This window comes from Desulfosarcina alkanivorans (assembly GCF_009688945.1).
GTDB lineage: Bacteria > Desulfobacterota > Desulfobacteria > Desulfobacterales > Desulfosarcinaceae > Desulfosarcina > Desulfosarcina alkanivorans.
In genome coordinates, this window is sequence record NZ_AP021874.1 from 4840850 (window position 1) to 4857072 (window position 16223).

The following is a 16223-nucleotide window of genomic DNA, read 5'->3' on the forward strand; positions in this document are numbered from 1 at the left end:
ATGATCCCTGTCGATTACAGACTATCGGTTCATCGGCATTTTTCTTTATGGATAAAAATTGGACGGAAAAGGGGCGTTGATCTATTCCCGGCCGGCCATGAGCGCAGCCACATGGCGGCCGATGGCAGGGCTGGCGGTGGGTCCGGGGGATTCGATGCCGGCGTGAATCATCTCACTGTTGCGGCTGGCGGTCTCCTGTCCCCTCCCCGGATTCCGCTCCAGTAGCATTATCCCTTTGCGGATTGGGGACAGCTGCGCGGCAACGGCAAGCCCGACCACGCCAGCGCCGATAAGGGTCGTCGTGATTTCCATCCGGACTCCCTGGCCTTCCCGGTGGGGTTCAGTTTGCCGTTCGCCGAGACGGTTGCACCTTTGTTCAGCTGGTTTCCTCTACCATTCTGATCCCCAGTTTTTCAATTCCCTTGAGCACGGGATCATAGATCTCTTTTTTGATGGGAATCTGTACCCCGGTCAGGTCGATCCTGTTTTCAGCCATGAGCGTGACGGCGACGGCCAGGGGCAGGCTGACGGTGCGGGCCATGGAGGAGTCGCCATGGGGGATGCCATAGTCGATCAGCGTGGACGTCATCGTTTTCCTGGTGCTGTCCCTGTTTTCCACCTCGAACCGGTGACGAAGAATCAGCATGTCTTTTTCACCGTCCCGGTATTTCAGTTTTTCCAGAAGCCGTGCGCTCAGGATGTCCAGCCTGCTTTCGGCCTCGGGCAGGCGGTCGGAACTGAACAGACCCAGCCATTCAAGGTTTTGAACCACAAAATGGTCTCTGGTCAGGCCGATTTTGCTGGCAGCCAGGGTGACCACATCATCGTTTTCGCCGCAACCGATCAGGTCTGCCATCATTTTCCTGTAAGAGGTGCCCCCGGCGTAGGACACCGGCGATTCATCCACAAGCCCCAAGTCGATCATTTTTTTAAACGTATCGCACCAGCCGACATTGCGGTAGGTGCCGCGCATCACGGTCCGGGCGTCTCCGAGACCGTATATCTCCTTGTAGGGGATCGAGTCCCGGTTCGGATAGACTTCGAATTCACCCAGGGGGTCGACGGTTTCCAGTCGTTTGTTAAGGAAGAGGTCTTCTCCCCTGACCTGGACCACCCGGCCATTTTCCAGGAACCGGGCCGGGTTCCGCGACGCCAGGACCACACCTCGTGGACTCCAGGAAAATTTGTATCCGAAGGGGTTGTCGTTATTCTCCGGAGCCGGCAGACCGCCGCAGAAGGAGTAGAAGTGACGTATTTTACCGCCCTTTGCATGAACGGCATCGATGATCCGCATGGCGGACATATGGTCCACGCCCGGATCGATTCCGATTTCATTCAGAAAAAGCAGATTTTTTCTCCGCACGTCCGCATCGAGTCTGCGCATGTCGTCACTGACATAGGAGGTCGTTGCCATGGGTTTGTTGAATTTAAGGCAGGCCTGTGCAACTTTCAGGTGGTGAATCCAGGGAAGCAGACTGACGATGATATCGTTTTTCCGGACCAGCGATTCCAGGGTCTCCTTTTCTTCCACCAATAGATGCAAGGCCATTCCGTTTTCGTGACCGTGAACGATTTTTTCTGCCTTTTCAACTGTCCGTGAGGCCACCGTCACTGTAAATCCGACCTTCAACAAGTACTCAACCCCCGGTTTGCAGACAAGCCCCGCGCCCAACACCAGAATTTTTTTCATGACCATTCCTTTTAAATGTCCTGTTACCGGTTTCCGCCTGACCATCGCTGGCAACATGCGCCGCGGGCCCGACGCGCCACTGTATCGGCCCGTTGCGCCTATAGTTCAGACCGCCAAAAACTTCAAACAGTAATCATGGATCAAGTCCCTTATTCCCCGTCCGGTTTTTCAATCTCCGGTCCGTCTCCTGTTGACCGACCGGTAAGGCCGATCCGGCGCGGCTGCGACCTCGGCGCAGCGGCCTGAATCGGCCGCAGACCGACCGCAGGTGCCCTGATTGTCCCGGTGGAATGCCGGTATCAAGCGCTGATCCAATCGATCGCCCCGCAAAGTTGGCGCTTAATGTTTTTAACCGGTGACCGATAGCCTTCATGAAGGGCGGTAAGACCTTATGAAAAGGATCCACGTCAAATGAAAAGCCTGGCCGGTAAACTGACCGTTTCCATCGGAGTGGTAACCCTCCTGTTGGCAACCTACTTGTTTTACGCAACCTACCGCATGACCGATCAAAAACACAAGGAAGTGATCGTCCGGCAGGCCGAAATGGCCCTGCAGTATAATCTGGCTGTGCGCAAATACATCGCCGAAAAGGTTCGCCCGATGATGTATGACCTTCTGGGCAAAGATGAGTTTATTCCGGAAACCATGTCCACCTCTTTTGTGGCCCGGCGCATATTCGAAGACGTTCGCAAGGACTTTCCGGATTACATCATCAAGTTTTCATCTGACAATCCACGCAACCCCGCCAACCTGGCCGGACCTGAAGAACGGAAGGTCATCGACTATTTCAATGCGAATCCGGAGGTCAAGCGGTGGACCGGGCAGATAACGATCAACGGACGGGCCTATCTGGCCAAGTTCAGCGCCCGCCGAATGGCGCCCTCTTGCCTCAAATGCCATGGGGACCCTGCGGATGCGCCCCAGTCCATGATCGACCGATACGGCGACAAGGCCGGTTTCCATCGCCCCCTCGGGGACGTCATCGGTACGGATACGGTGGCCATTCCCGTTTCCAAAATGGCCGAAGCACTGTGGTCCGAATCCATCGACACGTTTTTGTTGATCGGTTTTTTCATTGCGATGTTCTTTTTGATGGTCACCGTCATGATCCGGCTTCAGGTCACCGGACCATTGTCTAAAATCAGGCGGCACATCTGCGCCGCCTCTTCCCGTGACAGCTATAAGTACATCGACCAGATAGACGTTCCATCACGGGACGAGATCGGCGACGTGGCCGTCAGCTTTAACGCCCTGTTTTCCAAATTACAGGATTATTATAGTTCGCTGGAGGAAAAGGTCGCCGAGCGCACTGCCGACCTGGAGCAGGCCAACCGGGAACTGATCCGCGAAATGGAGGCCCGGCGGGAAACCGAGCAATCCCTGAAGCTGACCCGGTTCGTCATCGATTTCCTCTCGGATCCCATCTTCTTCATCCAGCCGGATGCCCGTTTTTTGTTTGCCAACAAGGCCGCCAGCAAAAGGCTGGGCTACTCACATGCGGAACTGATGCACATGGGGATTCACGATATCGATCCCGGTGTCCCCCAAAGCGCCTGGCCTGCCATGTGGCAGGAACTCAGGCGGCAGGGATCCCTCTTAATGGAATCTCACCATGAAACCAAGTCCGGTGAACTGTTTCCGGTCGAAATCAGATCCAGATATTACAAGCACCACGACACGGAGTATAATTTTGCCATCGTGCGTGATCTCTCGGACTATAGAAAAGCCCAGATCGAAAAGAATATCCTTGAAAAGCGGCTTCGCCGGGCGCTGAAGATGGAGGCCATCGGGACCCTGGCCGGTGGTGTGGCCCACGACCTGAACAATGTCCTGTCCGGAGTGGTCTCCTATCCCGACATCATCCTGATGACGCTTCCCGACGACCATGAACTCCGGGGGCCCATCGAAACCATTCGCCGGTCCGGGCGCAAAGCCGCCGATATCGTCCAGGAGCTGCTGACCCTGGCCAGAAGAGGCGTTTCCCAGTTCAAACCGCTGCAGATGAATACCATCGTCGCCGACTACATCAACAGCGCCGAGTTTGAAAAAGTGAAGGAAGCGCACCCGGATTGCCGCATCAGTACGAATCTTGACCCGGCGTTGCTCAACGTCATGGGGTCCGAAGTCCATCTTGCCAAAACCGTCATGAACCTGGCCACCAATGGCCTGGAAGCCATGCCCGATGGCGGCGAATTAACGATTTCAACCCAGAACCGATATGTGGACCAGACCCTTCAGGATTACGACGATGTTGAAGAGGGGGATTATGTTCTGGTAAAGGTGGCGGATACGGGCAACGGTATATCAGAAGAGGACCGCGAGAGAATTTTTGAACCGTTTTACACCAAGAAGGTCATGGGCAGAAGCGGCACCGGGCTGGGCATGACCGTGGTGTGGGCTGCCGTCAAGGATCACCAGGGATTCATCGGCATCCAGAGCGCCGTCGGATCCGGTACGGCCTTCACGCTTTTCTTTCCGGCAACCCGGAAGCACATCGATGATCAGGATCCCCTGTTCGTGCTTGCGGACCACCAGGGCGCCGGTCAGACCATTCTGGTTGTCGATGATGTCCTGGAGCAGCGACAGATTGCCGCCGCCATCCTGGAACGGCTCGGGTACCGGGTCGTTGCCGTGGCCGGTGGCGAGGACGCCGTGGCCCACCTGAAGGACCACCCCGCCGATCTGGTCGTCCTGGATATGATCATGGATCCGGGAATCGATGGCCTGGAGACCTACCGGCGAATCGTTGACATGCGGCCGGGCCAGAAAGCGATCATCGTGAGCGGATTTTCCGAAAGCGCCCGCGTCAAGGCGCTTCAACGGTTGGGCGCCGGGCAGTACGTCCGCAAGCCGTACACCCTCGAGAAACTGGCTGAAACCGTGAAGCAGGCCCTGGACAGCTGACGTCGGTTCCGGGCGCGGCTGTCAATGGCCCGGATCGACGGGAATGATGGTCACCGGCACCGCTGAATGCTTCAGGACCTTTTCCGCTACGCTGCCAAAGCGAAAATTGCCTTTCTCGCCATGGCTGGCCATGACCACCACGTCCACCTTCTCTCTTTCCGCCAGCGAGAGGATTTCTTTGGCGGCATCACCCACCGCGACGTGCTTGATGTAGAGCGGGCAGCCGTCGAGATACTTGTCGCAGATCTGGCCCAGGCGCCTGGTTGCCGTTTTATTGGCGTGCGCCATGAGTTCTTCGACACGTTTTTCCTCAAAGGCGCCATACCAGCCGTCGTGGTGGGCGATATCCTCGATCACGTAGAGAACATGGATCTCTGCGCCGTATTTCTCGGTGAGCGATCTGACGTGCGGCAAGGCGCTTTCGGATATTGCTGAAAAGTCCGTGGGCCACAGAATCTTTTTTACGTCCATGAGTGAACCTCCTTGGGGTGTCTGGCGGTATTTGCCATGTCGTCGATTTGTCCTCTCCAGCATAGCGGGTAAACGCATGACCGTGGTCCTGCAACGCGTGGTCGCCGCCTCTTACCGGTATCGGGTGCGCAGGGTCGCCGGCAACAGCGGCATCGGCAATGTCAAGGTGGATCTTCTGGAGACGCGGGAAGTAAGCAGCGTTACCTTATGACGGAAACTATAGGGTCCGATGGAATGCTTCGTCAAGCGATTCATTTCGGTTCGGACACTGAAGATAACTGCGCAGGGGCCGTTTTTCACTTGAGGTGAACCCGGCATTTTCTGCGAGCCGCGTGACGGAGGTTGAAATATGATGCTGAAAGCAATAATTTTTACTGCTGTCCTGGGGGTGACGCTTTCTTTCGTCACCGCCGATGCCGCCGCGTCTGACCGGTTGTTGGAGAAAATCGGCGGCGGTGGTCATGTGATGATGATTCGCCATGCCAATGCCCCGGGAACCGGGGACCCTGACCATTTCCGGATCGGGGACTGCTCGACGCAGCGGAATCTGGACGACAGGGGACGCGCTCAGGCCCGGCGGATCGCCAATGGCTGCGAAGCCGGGGGATAGATTCGGCCCGGATTTACGCCAGCCAGTGGTGCCGCTGCCTCGAGACCGCCGCGCTCATGGAAATCGGCCCCGTTGCCGAGCTGCCGGCCCTGAACTCCTTTTTCGAACGACCCAGGGATCGCGAGCCCAACCTGGCCGCCCTGCGGGCATTCCTGGCCGGACAACCCGCGGACGGGCCGCTGATTGTGCTGGTGACCCATTTCGTGACCATATCGGCGATCACCGGCGAGGCCGTCTCCCCTGGAGAGGGCGTGGTGGCACGGTTAACGGGCGGTGGCGGTGTTGCGGTGCTCGGCCGGTTGGATTTCGATTTCTGACGTTTTTGGGGAAGGCAGGGTCGGTCTTCGCCGGCCGTCCTGCCGAGGGATCGTTCAGCCGTCATCCCGGAGAGCCGCCAGGAGAACCTCCGGCTCGGGATGGTCGGCGGGGTCCCGTGCAAAATGACTGAATCGGATGCGGCCGCCGGAATCGATGATAAACACTCCGGGGAGCTGGCGCACATCTCCTTTGGGAAGGCCCATGCCGTGGCCCCTGACAACGGCCGACACCCCCTTTGCGGCCATGCCGACGGACAACAGCCCGCCCAGTGAGGCCCGCTTGAGATGGAAGGCCGCGAAAAGCCGCTTCTGCGGATCGGCAATCATGTCAAAGGGAACCTTGAACCGCGCTTTGAACGCCGCGGTTTCCTCGGGGGTTCCCAGCCCGACGAGCACCACACGGGTGCCAAGCCGGTCAAACTGATTTTTTTCCCGGCGCAACTGCGCCACCTGGTCCCGGCAGAACGGTCACCCGTAGTGGCGCAGGAAAACCAGCACCAGTTTCCCGTGCTCCCAGAACCGGCTGAGGCGGGTAACGGTATGGTCCCACAACACCACGTCCCGATCCTGGACGCCATTGGCTTTTTCAGGCATTGTGCACCCCTCCTTGCTTGTGGATAACTATAATCAAAATAAGCACCGGGCGCCTGAAATCAAGGATCCGGAAACGCTTCTTCTCCCGCACAGGCATCTTCTGGGTCAGCCCTGATATCGCCTTCCCGGTTCCGATGAATCATCTTAAAATCAGAAAAGGTGCATTTTCCGGCAACGTATGCGCCTTACAGGCTCTCAGAAACCGGCAACGGGAATGACATAGAAAAGGATGGCAAAAAAGTGAAGGGCGCTGCCGGCCAGTACGAAAAGATGCCAGATGGCATGATGGAAACGAAGTTTGCGCAATCCATAAAAACTGATGCCGACGGTATATGACAGCCCGCCGGCGAGCAGTAATATCAGGCCGGCGGGGGCGATGCCAGCCAGCATGGGTTTGATGGCGGCGAGCAGGGCCCATCCCATGCCCAGGTACAATCCAATCGACACCGCGCGATATCGGCGCAGGGCGGTCAGCTCCAAAACGATTCCCAGGATGGCGAGCCCCCATATCACGCCGAACAGGGACCATCCCCAGGGGCCGTGGAGGGTCACCAGCGTAAAGGGGGTATAGGTCCCTGCGATCAGCAAAAATATGGCACAATGGTCAAGGACCTGAAGGATGGCTTTGGCATGGGGATCCCGGACGCTGTGGTAGAGGGTCGATGCCGTATACATGAGAATCAGCATGCCCCCGAATATACTGACGCTGACCATGTGCCAGGCATTTCCATAGATGCCGGCAAAAGCGGTCAGCACCCCCAGGCCCGCGATGGCCAGGATGATACCGATACCATGGGTGATGCTGTTGGCGATTTCTTCGCCGGGATTGGATCGTCTGGAGGTGGGTGTCTCAATCATCGGCACCTTGCGTCTCGTTTTTTTCCATTCTCATGGTCTATCGCAAGTGGCATGTCTGCTGTGAGGTTGAGTAAAAACAGATGCAAAGTCAAACCATTTTTCCTGCCGGGACCGTGCTTACATTTGTTTTACAAAATGGACTCACCCGATTGCAGGAGGGACCGGCACACAGTGGCAAGTTTTGCTTCAGAGATAAGGTCCGGTGCGGATACGGGGAAAAAGGGTGTGTGGGGTGATCGGTGAGAAATGACCGGCATGTAACAGCGGTGAAGCAGACCTCGCCCGACTGCCGGGCGAGGTCCGAAACAGGAGGGCGTGCATTGCATGGGCAATACCGGCCCCCCTGACAAGGAGTAAAGGGTATTCTAATCGGCCTGGGTGTGCTGGTAGAGGTGTACATCCCTTTGGGGGTAGGGAATGCTGATGCCTTCGGCATCGAACGCTTTTTTGATCGCTTCGTGAACGGCCATGTGAACGGCCCAATAGTCCGATGCCTTGACCCAGGGCCGAACCACGAAATTGACGCTGCTGTCGGCCAGCTCCACCATGGCAATCTGGGGTGCCGGTTCGGTCAGGATGCGCGGGTCCCGGGCCAGCACGTCGGCCATGATCTGCTTGGCCTTGTCGATGTCATCGTCGTAGCCGATGCCCATCACCATATCGACACGCCGGGTACCCTTCACCGTCCAGTTGACGATATTGTCGCTGGTCATGGCGGCATTGGGAACGATGACGGTTTTGTTGTCCGGCGTGGTCAAGGTGGTGGTGAAAATCGCAATCTCTTCAACCGTGCCGGCCGTGCCGGCCCCTTCGATAAAGTCGCCCACACGAATGGGGCGGAAAAGAATCATCAGAAAACCGGCGGCAAAATTCGAAAGGGACCCCTGCAGCGCCAGACCCACGGCCAGGCCGGCGGCACCCAGTACGGCGATGAAGCTCGTGGTCTGGATACCCAGCTGGCTCAATGCGGCCAGCACGACGAAAACCAGCAGGGCGATATAGGTCATATTGGCGACAAACTTCCGCAGGGTCTGGTCCACATCGGCCTTGCGCATCATTTTGCGGACCATGTTGCTGATGAACCTGGCGATCCAGCGACCCACCACGAAAATGACAATGGCGGCAATTACTTTGAGACCGTAAATGGTCACCAACTCCCATACTTTTTCCAACATCTGATTAATATCCATTTTTCTCAATTCCTCTCTCACGATCATGGCAATGCCGATCATGTGTTCTTTATGTGGTGGGCCTGTTCTTCCGTTTCAACATGGCTTCAGCTCAGGGCCCTGGAAAGCATCCCCTTGAGGGCCTCTCCTCCCTTTGCCTGGACAAAGGAAAGGAGAACGGGAACGAATTTGCCGATCATGCCGGAATCCATTCCCAGCTTGGAAAACCCGCCGGCAAGCCCGGCCAGGTTGCCCAGGCCCGCATTGCCGCCGCCAAGACCGGACGCCAGGCCCTTGAGCGCCGACCCCAGCATGCCGGATTCCGGTGCCGATTCGACCATGGCGTCGATGCCGGGAACCTGTTGGGCGATCTGCCCAAAGTCCTCGGGCCCCAATTTATCCTTGGCCAGTTGGAAAAGCAGTCCGGCCCCGCCCTGGGCCTGGTCCTGGCTGACCCCCAGTTTTTCGGTGAGCAGTTTGATCAATTCCATCGTATATTCCTCCATCGGGTGTTGACTTTCGCCCGGACATCACGCCGGATGCCCGGGCGAAGACCTATATTGGCCATCAGGTCTGGTCATCGATTGTCGCGTCCGGCGAATTCTTTTTAATCGATTCAATGGCAGAAACGGCGGACCGCTTCTGTTTGTATCCCTGGCTGGCGAACATGTTTTCGCCGTTGGAGGCTTTGAACCGGAACCTGAACTCGCCGGCATTGTCCCTGTAAACTTCGAATGTATAAGCCATTATCATTTTCCTTTTGGTTTGATTGTCTCGTTTCAGTCTTGACCCGATTAGGATCGCTACTGGATGGGTTTGAATTCTACCCGCCGGTTGCGGGCCCGGCCTTCCTGGGTCGCATTGCTGTCGATGGGGCGATCCGGACCGAACCCTTTGGTGCTCATCCGGGCGGCGTCGATTCCCCGGGATTCCAGATAGGCCTTGACCGATGCGGCCCGCTTCCGGGAGAGGTCCAGATTGTAGGCCCGGGCGCCGCTGCCGTCGGTATGGCCATGGATTTCCACGTTCAGTTCCGGATGGGCCTGCATGGCGGCCGTAATTTCATTCAAGATGGGGTACGCACTTGCTTTTAAAACGGCTTTGTTGTTTTCGAACTGGATGTCCTCGTAGCGCCAGGTGCCGGCAGCGGTCAGCTCACCAGGCGTGGCCTCAGCCCGGGGCATCGGGCATCCCTGGGCATCAACCGGGGTGCCCACCGGTGTGTCCGGGCACGCATCAGTGGTGTCCAGGACGCCATCCTTGTCACTGTCCAGGGGGCATCCGTCGGCGTCCACCCCAATGCCGCGGGGGGTGTCGGGACAGCGGTCGATGGCGTCCGCCACCCCGTCGCCATCACTGTCACTCCTGACGGTCAGCAGGACCTTGTGGACAAATGCATTCATGGCCGCTCCTGACTCGAGCCCCTGTGCCGTCACGCCCTCTCCGCAACCGGATATCCGGGCGAGCCGGTCCAGCAGGTCCGCGCCCTCGGCTGAGTCCCCCACTTGCACGGTATAGATGCACAGCCGGTCTCCGTGATCGGCTGCCAACGCTTCAGCGGCGGCACGGGTACCCGTTTTCATATCCTTGCCATCACTGATGATGACCATGGCAATCCGGCCTTTCTCGGGTTCGAGGGCCGTTCTTGCGTCGTCAAGGGCGCGGGCCAAAGGACTGATCCCGCCGGCTTCAGTCACTTTTTCAACCGCAGATGACAGTGCATCGCGGGAGTAGGGCTGTGCAGGCAGCATGATCGCGGAGGATGCCGTGGATACCGAGGGGGCATGACCGAAACTGTGCAGCGCCACGTCCACGTCCAGGTCGGGCATGGTGTGGTTGAAGTTATTGATTACGCCCCGGGCGACGTCCAGCTTCAGATACCCCCGGTGGGCCTCCGCCATGGAACTGGAAGCGTCCAGGACAAAGACCAGATGTTCGGTTTTTCTCTCATAGGTTCCCGGATCGACCGGATGGGCATCAAAATCGGGAAGCGGATGGCGAGGGGTCGCGCATGCAGAGATGAACGCAGCGGCCAGAAGAGATACGAACAGGTGTCGAACAGTGAATTTCATCATGAGTTTCTCCTTCTCCAGTTTAATGTCTTGCTCAGTGGTTGCGTTTTTATTCCTACCGCCATGTCGATGGCACCATGATGCGTTGCTCATCTTCCCTGGCGCGATGGCCTCTATGGATAGCAATCGCCTTGCCATTAGCTCCGGGATAAACCAAAAAGCACACAAACCTCTAAATTCATTGTTAAAATTTAGTTGTTTCGTCCGGATGCCCGTGAAGGCCCGAGTGAGAACTGCGGTAAATCCGCAAAGCCGTGCGCGATATCACGCACGCGCAGGTCGCCGGGTTTCGGCAAGGGAGACAGGGGTGCATCCATTCTTAGGAAAAACTGTACGTTATGGGGAAGAAGCTCGAGCCATCACGGTTTGGCGGGATCTTTGCTTACGGAAGACACAGGCGATCGGCGATGGCAGGCGATTTCCGGAACGGCCACCACAGAAAGGAGGTGCAGGCATGAGGATAGAATTGTTTTCTTCCGCCGGCAATGAACTGATTGCCGTGTTGGGCACCAGTGTCATACTGGCCATGATCATTTTCGCCGCCGGCCTGCTCGTCGGGTCTTTGCTCAGGAGCGGGCCCGGTCGTCTGGTGGCCGGCATCATGCTCAAAGCCGCCAGGCCCTTTCGTCTGGGCGACATCATTTCAGGGGGCGGGGTGACCGGAACCGTATCGTCCATCAGCTGGTTCAATACCGTGTTGGTCATGCCGGACAATGCCACCTTGCTGGTTCCCAACGTCAACCTGATGGAAGGCACCATTGTCAACCACACTGCCAAAGGGACGCGTCGCATCGACATCATGTTTGGCATCGAGCATGGCGGTGATATCGATGCGGCCATGGATATTATCGAAGAGGTGTTGTCCAAGGATCCCCGGGTTCTCGACATACCGCCTCCGCGCGTCGCCGTCACCGAGTACTGCACCTGTGGCGTGGTGCTGGTCGCGCAGCCCTGGGTGTCGGCCGGCGACTGCTGGCAGGTCCGTTCCGAAACCACCGCATCCATCCACAAGCTGTTTGATGCCGAAGGCGTTCATATGCATTGCCCCCGTGAAGACGCCCGCAAGTGCCGCCATGACGGCTGACACGGTCTCGGGTGTGCCGGATCAGGGAACGGGCATGGCGTTACAATCAGTTGGCGGTGGGGTTGACCTTGAAAACGACCCGTCGGTTGGTGGCATGAGTGGCGCGGTCGACATCCGGCGCGGGCTCCCCGGAGCCTGCGGCATGAACGGTGAGAACCGTCGGGTCGATTCCCGAGGCGATTAATGCATCCGCAACGGCCTGGGCCCGCTTGCGACTGATGGCGATGTTGAACATTTCATTGCCGGTATTATCCGCGTGCCCGATGACATCGATGCGCAGGGGCCGATTCAGCAATCGCGACAAGGCGGCCAGCCGCCTGACTGCCCCGGCAACGGCCTGCAGATGCTTATCCTGGCCCGCGGCCAGCTGGTTGTGTCCGGCCTCGAAATAAAAAACGGACTGGACGATGGTCCGGGTCACGGCATCCCATGCCTGTTCGTCGGCATCAACCAGGCGGGAATCGTCGTACGCCTCGATCCCCGGCAGGTCGGCGGTCTGCGTCCGGGCCCGTGCAATCCAGCGGTGGGAGGCGCTGCCGCCGGCGCGCAGGGTTTTGCCGTCCAGTGCCAATGTCACCGTGGGCGGCCTGTCCAGGTGCTCGTCGATGTCGACCACCTGCAGGTCCGAAAAGTGATCGATCCAGGGAACCATGAGGGCCAGGCGGCGGGCATCTTCAATCCACGGATGAAAGGCGGATCCCGACGCCTGCAGCAGGCCCTTGTCGAAGTCCAGGACGATGGTTGCCGGCGGATCGAAAAGGGTGGTGATCCGGCGCTGCGCAAACGCCGGGTGGGCGGACTGGTAAGGCTCCCAGTGAAAGACCACGGACTCCGGAGAGAGCCCCGCCGGAGCCACGAGTGCCGCCGGATCCGGTGCGTAGGGGTCTTTCAACCCATAAATGTGGCGGCGGCCATCCGTTTCTTCCATCCGGGTCACCACAATTCCGGGCTGGGCGTGCAGGCGCTTGGCAAAGTGTCCCCACCGGCCCGCATCGGCCATTTGCAGGAATATCACCCAGCCGATCAGGGCAAGGGCCACGGCAGCCGCAATCCATGGTCGATAGGAGGACTGCTGCTGCCTGTTGAACTGAATCTGCAACAGTCCGTCGAGGATGGGCCGGCAGACTTCAAACGGCTCGCCGTCTCCGTCGAAAGAAGCGAGCGCGTCGGATTGCTTCAGATGAATCTCGTCCAGTGCATCGCGCATCATCAGCCGAAGATCGACCGGCGGATTGCCTTGCAGGACCAGGGCCAGCATGGCATACGCGCCATGCTCGATCCAGATTTTGCGTTCGCCGACCTGAAAGGTCTCCAGCGTATCCGTCTGGGCCGCACCGAAGGAGTCTTGAACGAAATCCTTGATGGCCGTCAGCATTCCCGAGACCAGGTCCGGGTTCTGGGCGACGGCCGTTTTGGCAACCACATGCGCGACCAGCAGACCGGAGTCCCGGTGAATCAGGAACACCTGCTCCACCTGATACACCAGGGTGTTGAGCAAAACGACTTCGGCAAAAGGCCGCCGGGTGCGCAGCGCCTCCAGCCGCCAGCGCAGCCCCCTGATAGAGACACTGTGTTCCAGAAGCTGGTTGAAATTCTGAATCAACCCCTGAATGGTGCTGGCAATCGCCTTGCGAATGGCGGGGCCCATGACAGGAAAAAGGGCGTCCACCAGGATGCGCCGATCCTTTTTTATGGATGCGCGGATGGCGTTTTCCATGATCGGTTCCAGGGCGACGGCCAACCGGTTGTTTTCGGATGCACCCAGGGTCACGGCCCGGGGAAGCACGCGGCTGATGTCCTGTGCACGCTGTTCCGGATTGTCCAGGGCCCGGGCCACGCCGTCCAGCCGATGATCGGTTGGACCGACGATCAGGCTGCGCAGCGTCTCCAGCGGTTTGCCCGGGATTTCCTCATGCTGGCCGCCGGGGCTGCCCCGGCTATGGGATGATGACTCGCTCATAGGTCAGTTTGGCGCGTATGATGGCGGTTTACTTCGTTGCATCTGTCAGCCGGCCGGCCATTTCCACCAGCATCTGTGACAGGGCTTTACGGGCCAGCTTGGCATCGTCGAGTTCCCGGACGGCCTGTTCAAGATTGTCGGCGGCCTCCTTTTGCTGGATGTAGAGCCCGTCCGAGAGTTCCTGGGACAGTGCCGATAACTGCTCGCCCAGTGACTGCGTGTCCTGCGCCTGCTGGGCGGACAGGGCATCGATGGTCTTCGACAGGGTTTTCTCCGCTCTGGTAAGTTCCATGGAAAGCGATTTTCCCTCCTGCCCGCGTTTGGACTCCTCATCTTTCAGGCGTTCGGTGAGCAGCTCGTTCTGCTTTTGAAGCAGGTCTTTCATGCCCTTGAGCCCCTCGTCCGTTTCCTGGCGCAACCTCTCGATCTGGGACGCGATCCGGTTCTCCAAATCTTTGAAACGGGCATCGTAATCCGCCATCTGCTGGCCAAAAAGAATATCGCGGATTTTGTTGATGTGCCCCGCTTCCGTATCCATGGCGGCCATGGTGGAAGGATTGTCTTTTTCAACGGTTTCCAAGGGTTTTTCGGATGCCCGGTCAGGCGCTTTGGCCCTGGCGCTCTTGCGTGCTTTCGTCACTTTTTGCCCCCCCTGTTTGCACCTTTGGAATACTGACTTGAGGTGGATGATCGGTTAGATTGGTAAAGTTTAGTTTTTCATGCTATTTAAGTCAAATCCAAATTCAGTTCGTGAGACAGTATGACAATTGTCAGGCCGTTGGATATCTGGTGAGGCGTATCCTTGTTCCGGCCGGATGGCCGATGCCATTGATCCATCGGCTGACTGATGAAAATAGACTATGCGCCCATGGCCGGATCCAGCTGCGGCGGATCGTCGTCGTCCGGATCTGGCGGGGAGCCCCTCCAATCGTCTGCAAAAAAGAGATGTCCGATGGCTGATCCGCTGAACCTACTGCTGGCGCAAAAAGGCTTTGGCGCCCTTTTTTTCGACGGCCGGCTGCGATTGATCGAGGCCACTTCCGCGGCACAGCGGCTGCTGGCCCCGGCAGCCCCCATGGTGTCGCAGGCCCTGATCACCGATATCCTGCCGGAGCTGGCGGGGATCGAGGTGCAGCTGGCGCTGATTGTCGCCAAGCAGGAGTCCGCCTATCGCCTCGATCATGTCAACCGCATCGATGAACAGGGCCATGTACGCTTCCTGAACCTGCTGGTGCTGGCATGCCCCGAGAAAGATCGCGCCATGGTCGTCGTGGAAGATGCCACCGACACCGCCCTGGCCCTGCAGGCCGACAACCAGCAGCGATATGACCTTTACCTTTACCGAACCAGCATCGAGCATCGCAGAAACCAGATCGGCCGTTCGATCCTGGGCCAATCGGCTGCCATTGAACAGGTGGTCCAGACCGTTCAGCAGTTGAGTCATATCCCGTCGGCTACGGTACTGCTCATGGGTGAGACCGGAACCGGCAAAAATCTCACCGCCCGGATCATTCATGAAAGTGCCATGACGGATGACGCGCCTTTCGTGGAGATCAACTGTGCCGCACTGCCCGAGCAGTTGATCGAGGCCGAGTTGTTCGGCTACGAGAAGGGCGCCTTCACCCACGCCGTATCCGCCAAGCCGGGCCTGCTGGAAGCGGCTCACGGCGGCACCCTTTTCCTGGATGAAATCGGCGAACTGCCCCTCAATATGCAGGCCAAGCTGCTCTCCACCATCGAGTCGAAAACTTTTCGGCGTCTGGGCAGTACCCGCCAGCGCCAGGTCAACCTGCGCATCATTGCCGCCACCAATCGTGACCTTAGAATGGAAATTGCCGCAAAAACCTTCCGCGAAGATCTCTTCTATCGCCTCAATGTGGTGTCGATCACCCTGCCGCCGCTCAGAGACCTCAAAGAGGACATCATACTGATTGGCGAGCGTTTTGTGGACCTGCTGAACATCCAGTTCAAAAAAAAGGTCAAGGGCTTTTCCCCGGCCGCCCGCAACGTCCTTTTGGCCCACCACTGGCCGGGCAACGTCAGGGAATTGAGCAACTGCATCGAAAGGGCCATGATCTTCATCAAAGGCGATCAGATCGATATCCATGATCTGGTTTTGATGACACCCGCTGCCGATGCGGTCGAATCCGGCCAGCAGTGTTGGACGGTGCCTTCCTCGGGAATAAAACTGGAAGAAGTGGAGCGCAGCCTGATTCTTTCGGCCCTTGAACAGGCCGATAACAACAAGAGCAAAGCCGCACGGCTGCTGGGACTCACCCGCCATACCCTGCGATACCGCATGGAAAAGCACGGCCTCGAATAGGCGGCGGTGCGATACCCGTTGTCCCGCATTCGAGCACCGTTTAAAACGTTTCATCCTGACGCTCAAGCCTGAAGGCCGGCTATCCGGCCCCGCAAACATCTGCTGGCGGCCAGACGCCGGCAACAGGCAGGGTGCTGGCGTTGGGGATAAAAAAAGATTGCCAAGCCCCGT

Annotated in this window: 17 protein-coding genes and 1 pseudogene; 6 read left to right on the plus strand and 12 right to left on the minus strand. The window is 58.2% G+C overall.

The genetic code is table 11. The annotated features are described in order from the left end of the window. Positions 1 to 81 precede the first annotated feature (81 nt). Together DSCA_RS21220 and DSCA_RS21225 are read right to left on the minus strand one after the other, a co-directional pair. Positions 82 to 312, minus strand: a complete 231-nt coding sequence (locus tag DSCA_RS21220) for an FAD-dependent oxidoreductase (protein WP_155318336.1) — start codon at positions 310 to 312, stop codon at positions 82 to 84. Between the two features lie 64 nt (positions 313 to 376). Then, positions 377 to 1690 carry a saccharopine dehydrogenase C-terminal domain-containing protein gene (locus DSCA_RS21225; protein ID WP_155318337.1) on the minus strand — a complete coding sequence of 438 codons (1314 nt, stop codon included), beginning with the start codon at positions 1688 to 1690 and terminating at the stop codon, positions 377 to 379. A gap of 411 nt (positions 1691 to 2101) precedes the next feature. Here DSCA_RS21225 and DSCA_RS21230 point away from each other — a divergent pair, with 411 nt between their 5' ends. Next, the gene (locus DSCA_RS21230; protein ID WP_155318338.1) at positions 2102 to 4594 is read left to right on the plus strand and encodes an ATP-binding response regulator; all 2493 of its coding nucleotides are present in this window, start codon (positions 2102 to 2104) and stop codon (positions 4592 to 4594) included. Positions 4595 to 4615: 21 nt separating this feature from the next. Here DSCA_RS21230 and DSCA_RS21235 read toward each other — a convergent pair whose 3' ends face one another. After that, a complete protein-coding gene (locus DSCA_RS21235) occupies positions 4616 to 5065 on the minus strand; it encodes a universal stress protein (protein WP_155318339.1) in 450 nt (149 codons plus the stop codon). A 31-nt stretch (positions 5066 to 5096) separates the two neighbouring features. On the opposite strand from DSCA_RS21235, the gene DSCA_RS21240 reads away from it, so the two are divergent. From DSCA_RS21240 to DSCA_RS21250, 3 genes are all read left to right on the plus strand, one after another. Next, the gene (locus tag DSCA_RS21240; protein WP_155318340.1) at positions 5097 to 5276 is read left to right on the plus strand and encodes a hypothetical protein; all 180 of its coding nucleotides are present in this window, start codon (positions 5097 to 5099) and stop codon (positions 5274 to 5276) included. A gap of 138 nt (positions 5277 to 5414) precedes the next feature. After that, positions 5415 to 5675 carry a histidine phosphatase family protein gene (locus DSCA_RS21245; RefSeq protein ID WP_155318341.1) on the plus strand — a complete coding sequence of 87 codons (261 nt, stop codon included), beginning with the start codon at positions 5415 to 5417 and terminating at the stop codon, positions 5673 to 5675. A gap of 56 nt (positions 5676 to 5731) precedes the next feature. After that, positions 5732 to 5992: a histidine phosphatase family protein gene (locus tag DSCA_RS21250; RefSeq protein WP_155318342.1), complete on the plus strand. Its 261-nt coding sequence runs from the start codon at positions 5732 to 5734 to the stop codon at positions 5990 to 5992. A 54-nt stretch (positions 5993 to 6046) separates the two neighbouring features. On the opposite strand, the pseudogene DSCA_RS21255 reads toward DSCA_RS21250, so the two are convergent. The 7 genes and pseudogenes from DSCA_RS21255 to DSCA_RS21280 all read right to left on the minus strand — a co-directional run. Next, positions 6047 to 6448 (minus strand): annotated as a pseudogene (locus DSCA_RS21255) (AhpC/TSA family protein); the annotation flags it as partial. Between the two features lie 12 nt (positions 6449 to 6460). Next, positions 6461 to 6586 carry a hypothetical protein gene (locus DSCA_RS32990; RefSeq protein WP_269434610.1) on the minus strand — a complete coding sequence of 42 codons (126 nt, stop codon included), beginning with the start codon at positions 6584 to 6586 and terminating at the stop codon, positions 6461 to 6463. A gap of 195 nt (positions 6587 to 6781) precedes the next feature. Then, entirely contained in the window at positions 6782 to 7444 is a 663-nt protein-coding gene (gene trhA, locus DSCA_RS21260; RefSeq protein ID WP_155318344.1) for a PAQR family membrane homeostasis protein TrhA, read from the minus strand. 365 nt (positions 7445 to 7809) lie between these two features. Then, a complete protein-coding gene (locus DSCA_RS21265) occupies positions 7810 to 8634 on the minus strand; it encodes a mechanosensitive ion channel family protein (RefSeq protein WP_155318345.1) in 825 nt (274 codons plus the stop codon). A gap of 86 nt (positions 8635 to 8720) precedes the next feature. Beyond that, positions 8721 to 9119 carry a DUF2780 domain-containing protein gene (locus DSCA_RS21270; RefSeq protein ID WP_155318346.1) on the minus strand — a complete coding sequence of 133 codons (399 nt, stop codon included), beginning with the start codon at positions 9117 to 9119 and terminating at the stop codon, positions 8721 to 8723. A 61-nt stretch (positions 9120 to 9180) separates the two neighbouring features. Next, the gene (locus DSCA_RS21275) at positions 9181 to 9360 is read right to left on the minus strand and encodes a YegP family protein (RefSeq protein WP_155318347.1); all 180 of its coding nucleotides are present in this window, start codon (positions 9358 to 9360) and stop codon (positions 9181 to 9183) included. A 56-nt stretch (positions 9361 to 9416) separates the two neighbouring features. Further along, the gene (locus DSCA_RS21280; protein WP_167527894.1) at positions 9417 to 10688 is read right to left on the minus strand and encodes an OmpA family protein; all 1272 of its coding nucleotides are present in this window, start codon (positions 10686 to 10688) and stop codon (positions 9417 to 9419) included. A gap of 451 nt (positions 10689 to 11139) precedes the next feature. Between DSCA_RS21280 and DSCA_RS32030 the strand changes: the two genes are divergently transcribed. Continuing rightward, complete coding sequence (locus DSCA_RS32030; RefSeq protein ID WP_167527895.1) at positions 11140 to 11769, plus strand: mechanosensitive ion channel family protein; 630 nt, start codon at positions 11140 to 11142, stop codon at positions 11767 to 11769. 46 nt (positions 11770 to 11815) lie between these two features. Here DSCA_RS32030 and DSCA_RS21290 read toward each other — a convergent pair whose 3' ends face one another. Further along, the gene (locus DSCA_RS21290; RefSeq protein ID WP_155318350.1) at positions 11816 to 13729 is read right to left on the minus strand and encodes an OmpA family protein; all 1914 of its coding nucleotides are present in this window, start codon (positions 13727 to 13729) and stop codon (positions 11816 to 11818) included. 28 nt (positions 13730 to 13757) lie between these two features. Then, positions 13758 to 14369 carry a hypothetical protein gene (locus DSCA_RS21295; RefSeq protein ID WP_155318351.1) on the minus strand — a complete coding sequence of 204 codons (612 nt, stop codon included), beginning with the start codon at positions 14367 to 14369 and terminating at the stop codon, positions 13758 to 13760. 312 nt (positions 14370 to 14681) lie between these two features. Here DSCA_RS21295 and DSCA_RS21300 point away from each other — a divergent pair, with 312 nt between their 5' ends. After that, positions 14682 to 16052, plus strand: a complete 1371-nt coding sequence (locus DSCA_RS21300) for a sigma-54 interaction domain-containing protein (protein WP_167527896.1) — start codon at positions 14682 to 14684, stop codon at positions 16050 to 16052. The last annotated feature ends 171 nt before the right edge of the window (positions 16053 to 16223 follow it).

Bases quoted from the DNA above. Each gene is read 5' to 3' on its own strand.
- DSCA_RS21220 (WP_155318336.1), bottom strand. From the start codon at position 312: ATGGAAATCACGACGACCCTTATCGGCGCTGGCGTGGTCGGGCTTGCC.
- DSCA_RS21290 (WP_155318350.1), bottom strand. From the start codon at position 13,729: ATGAGCGAGTCATCATCCCATAGCCGGGGCAGCCCCGGCGGCCAGCAT.
- DSCA_RS21300 (WP_167527896.1), top strand. From the start codon at position 14,682: ATGGCTGATCCGCTGAACCTACTGCTGGCGCAAAAAGGCTTTGGCGCC.
- DSCA_RS21280 (WP_167527894.1), bottom strand. From the start codon at position 10,688: ATGATGAAATTCACTGTTCGACACCTGTTCGTATCTCTTCTGGCCGCT.
- DSCA_RS21250 (WP_155318342.1), top strand. From the start codon at position 5,732: ATGGAAATCGGCCCCGTTGCCGAGCTGCCGGCCCTGAACTCCTTTTTC.
- DSCA_RS21275 (WP_155318347.1), bottom strand. From the start codon at position 9,360: ATGGCTTATACATTCGAAGTTTACAGGGACAATGCCGGCGAGTTCAGG.
- DSCA_RS21235 (WP_155318339.1), bottom strand. From the start codon at position 5,065: ATGGACGTAAAAAAGATTCTGTGGCCCACGGACTTTTCAGCAATATCC.
- DSCA_RS21245 (WP_155318341.1), top strand. From the start codon at position 5,415: ATGATGCTGAAAGCAATAATTTTTACTGCTGTCCTGGGGGTGACGCTT.
- trhA (WP_155318344.1), bottom strand. From the start codon at position 7,444: ATGATTGAGACACCCACCTCCAGACGATCCAATCCCGGCGAAGAAATC.
- DSCA_RS21265 (WP_155318345.1), bottom strand. From the start codon at position 8,634: ATGGATATTAATCAGATGTTGGAAAAAGTATGGGAGTTGGTGACCATT.
- DSCA_RS21270 (WP_155318346.1), bottom strand. From the start codon at position 9,119: ATGGAGGAATATACGATGGAATTGATCAAACTGCTCACCGAAAAACTG.
- DSCA_RS32030 (WP_167527895.1), top strand. From the start codon at position 11,140: ATGAGGATAGAATTGTTTTCTTCCGCCGGCAATGAACTGATTGCCGTG.
- DSCA_RS21230 (WP_155318338.1), top strand. From the start codon at position 2,102: ATGAAAAGCCTGGCCGGTAAACTGACCGTTTCCATCGGAGTGGTAACC.
- DSCA_RS32990 (WP_269434610.1), bottom strand. From the start codon at position 6,586: ATGCCTGAAAAAGCCAATGGCGTCCAGGATCGGGACGTGGTGTTGTGG.
- DSCA_RS21225 (WP_155318337.1), bottom strand. From the start codon at position 1,690: ATGAAAAAAATTCTGGTGTTGGGCGCGGGGCTTGTCTGCAAACCGGGG.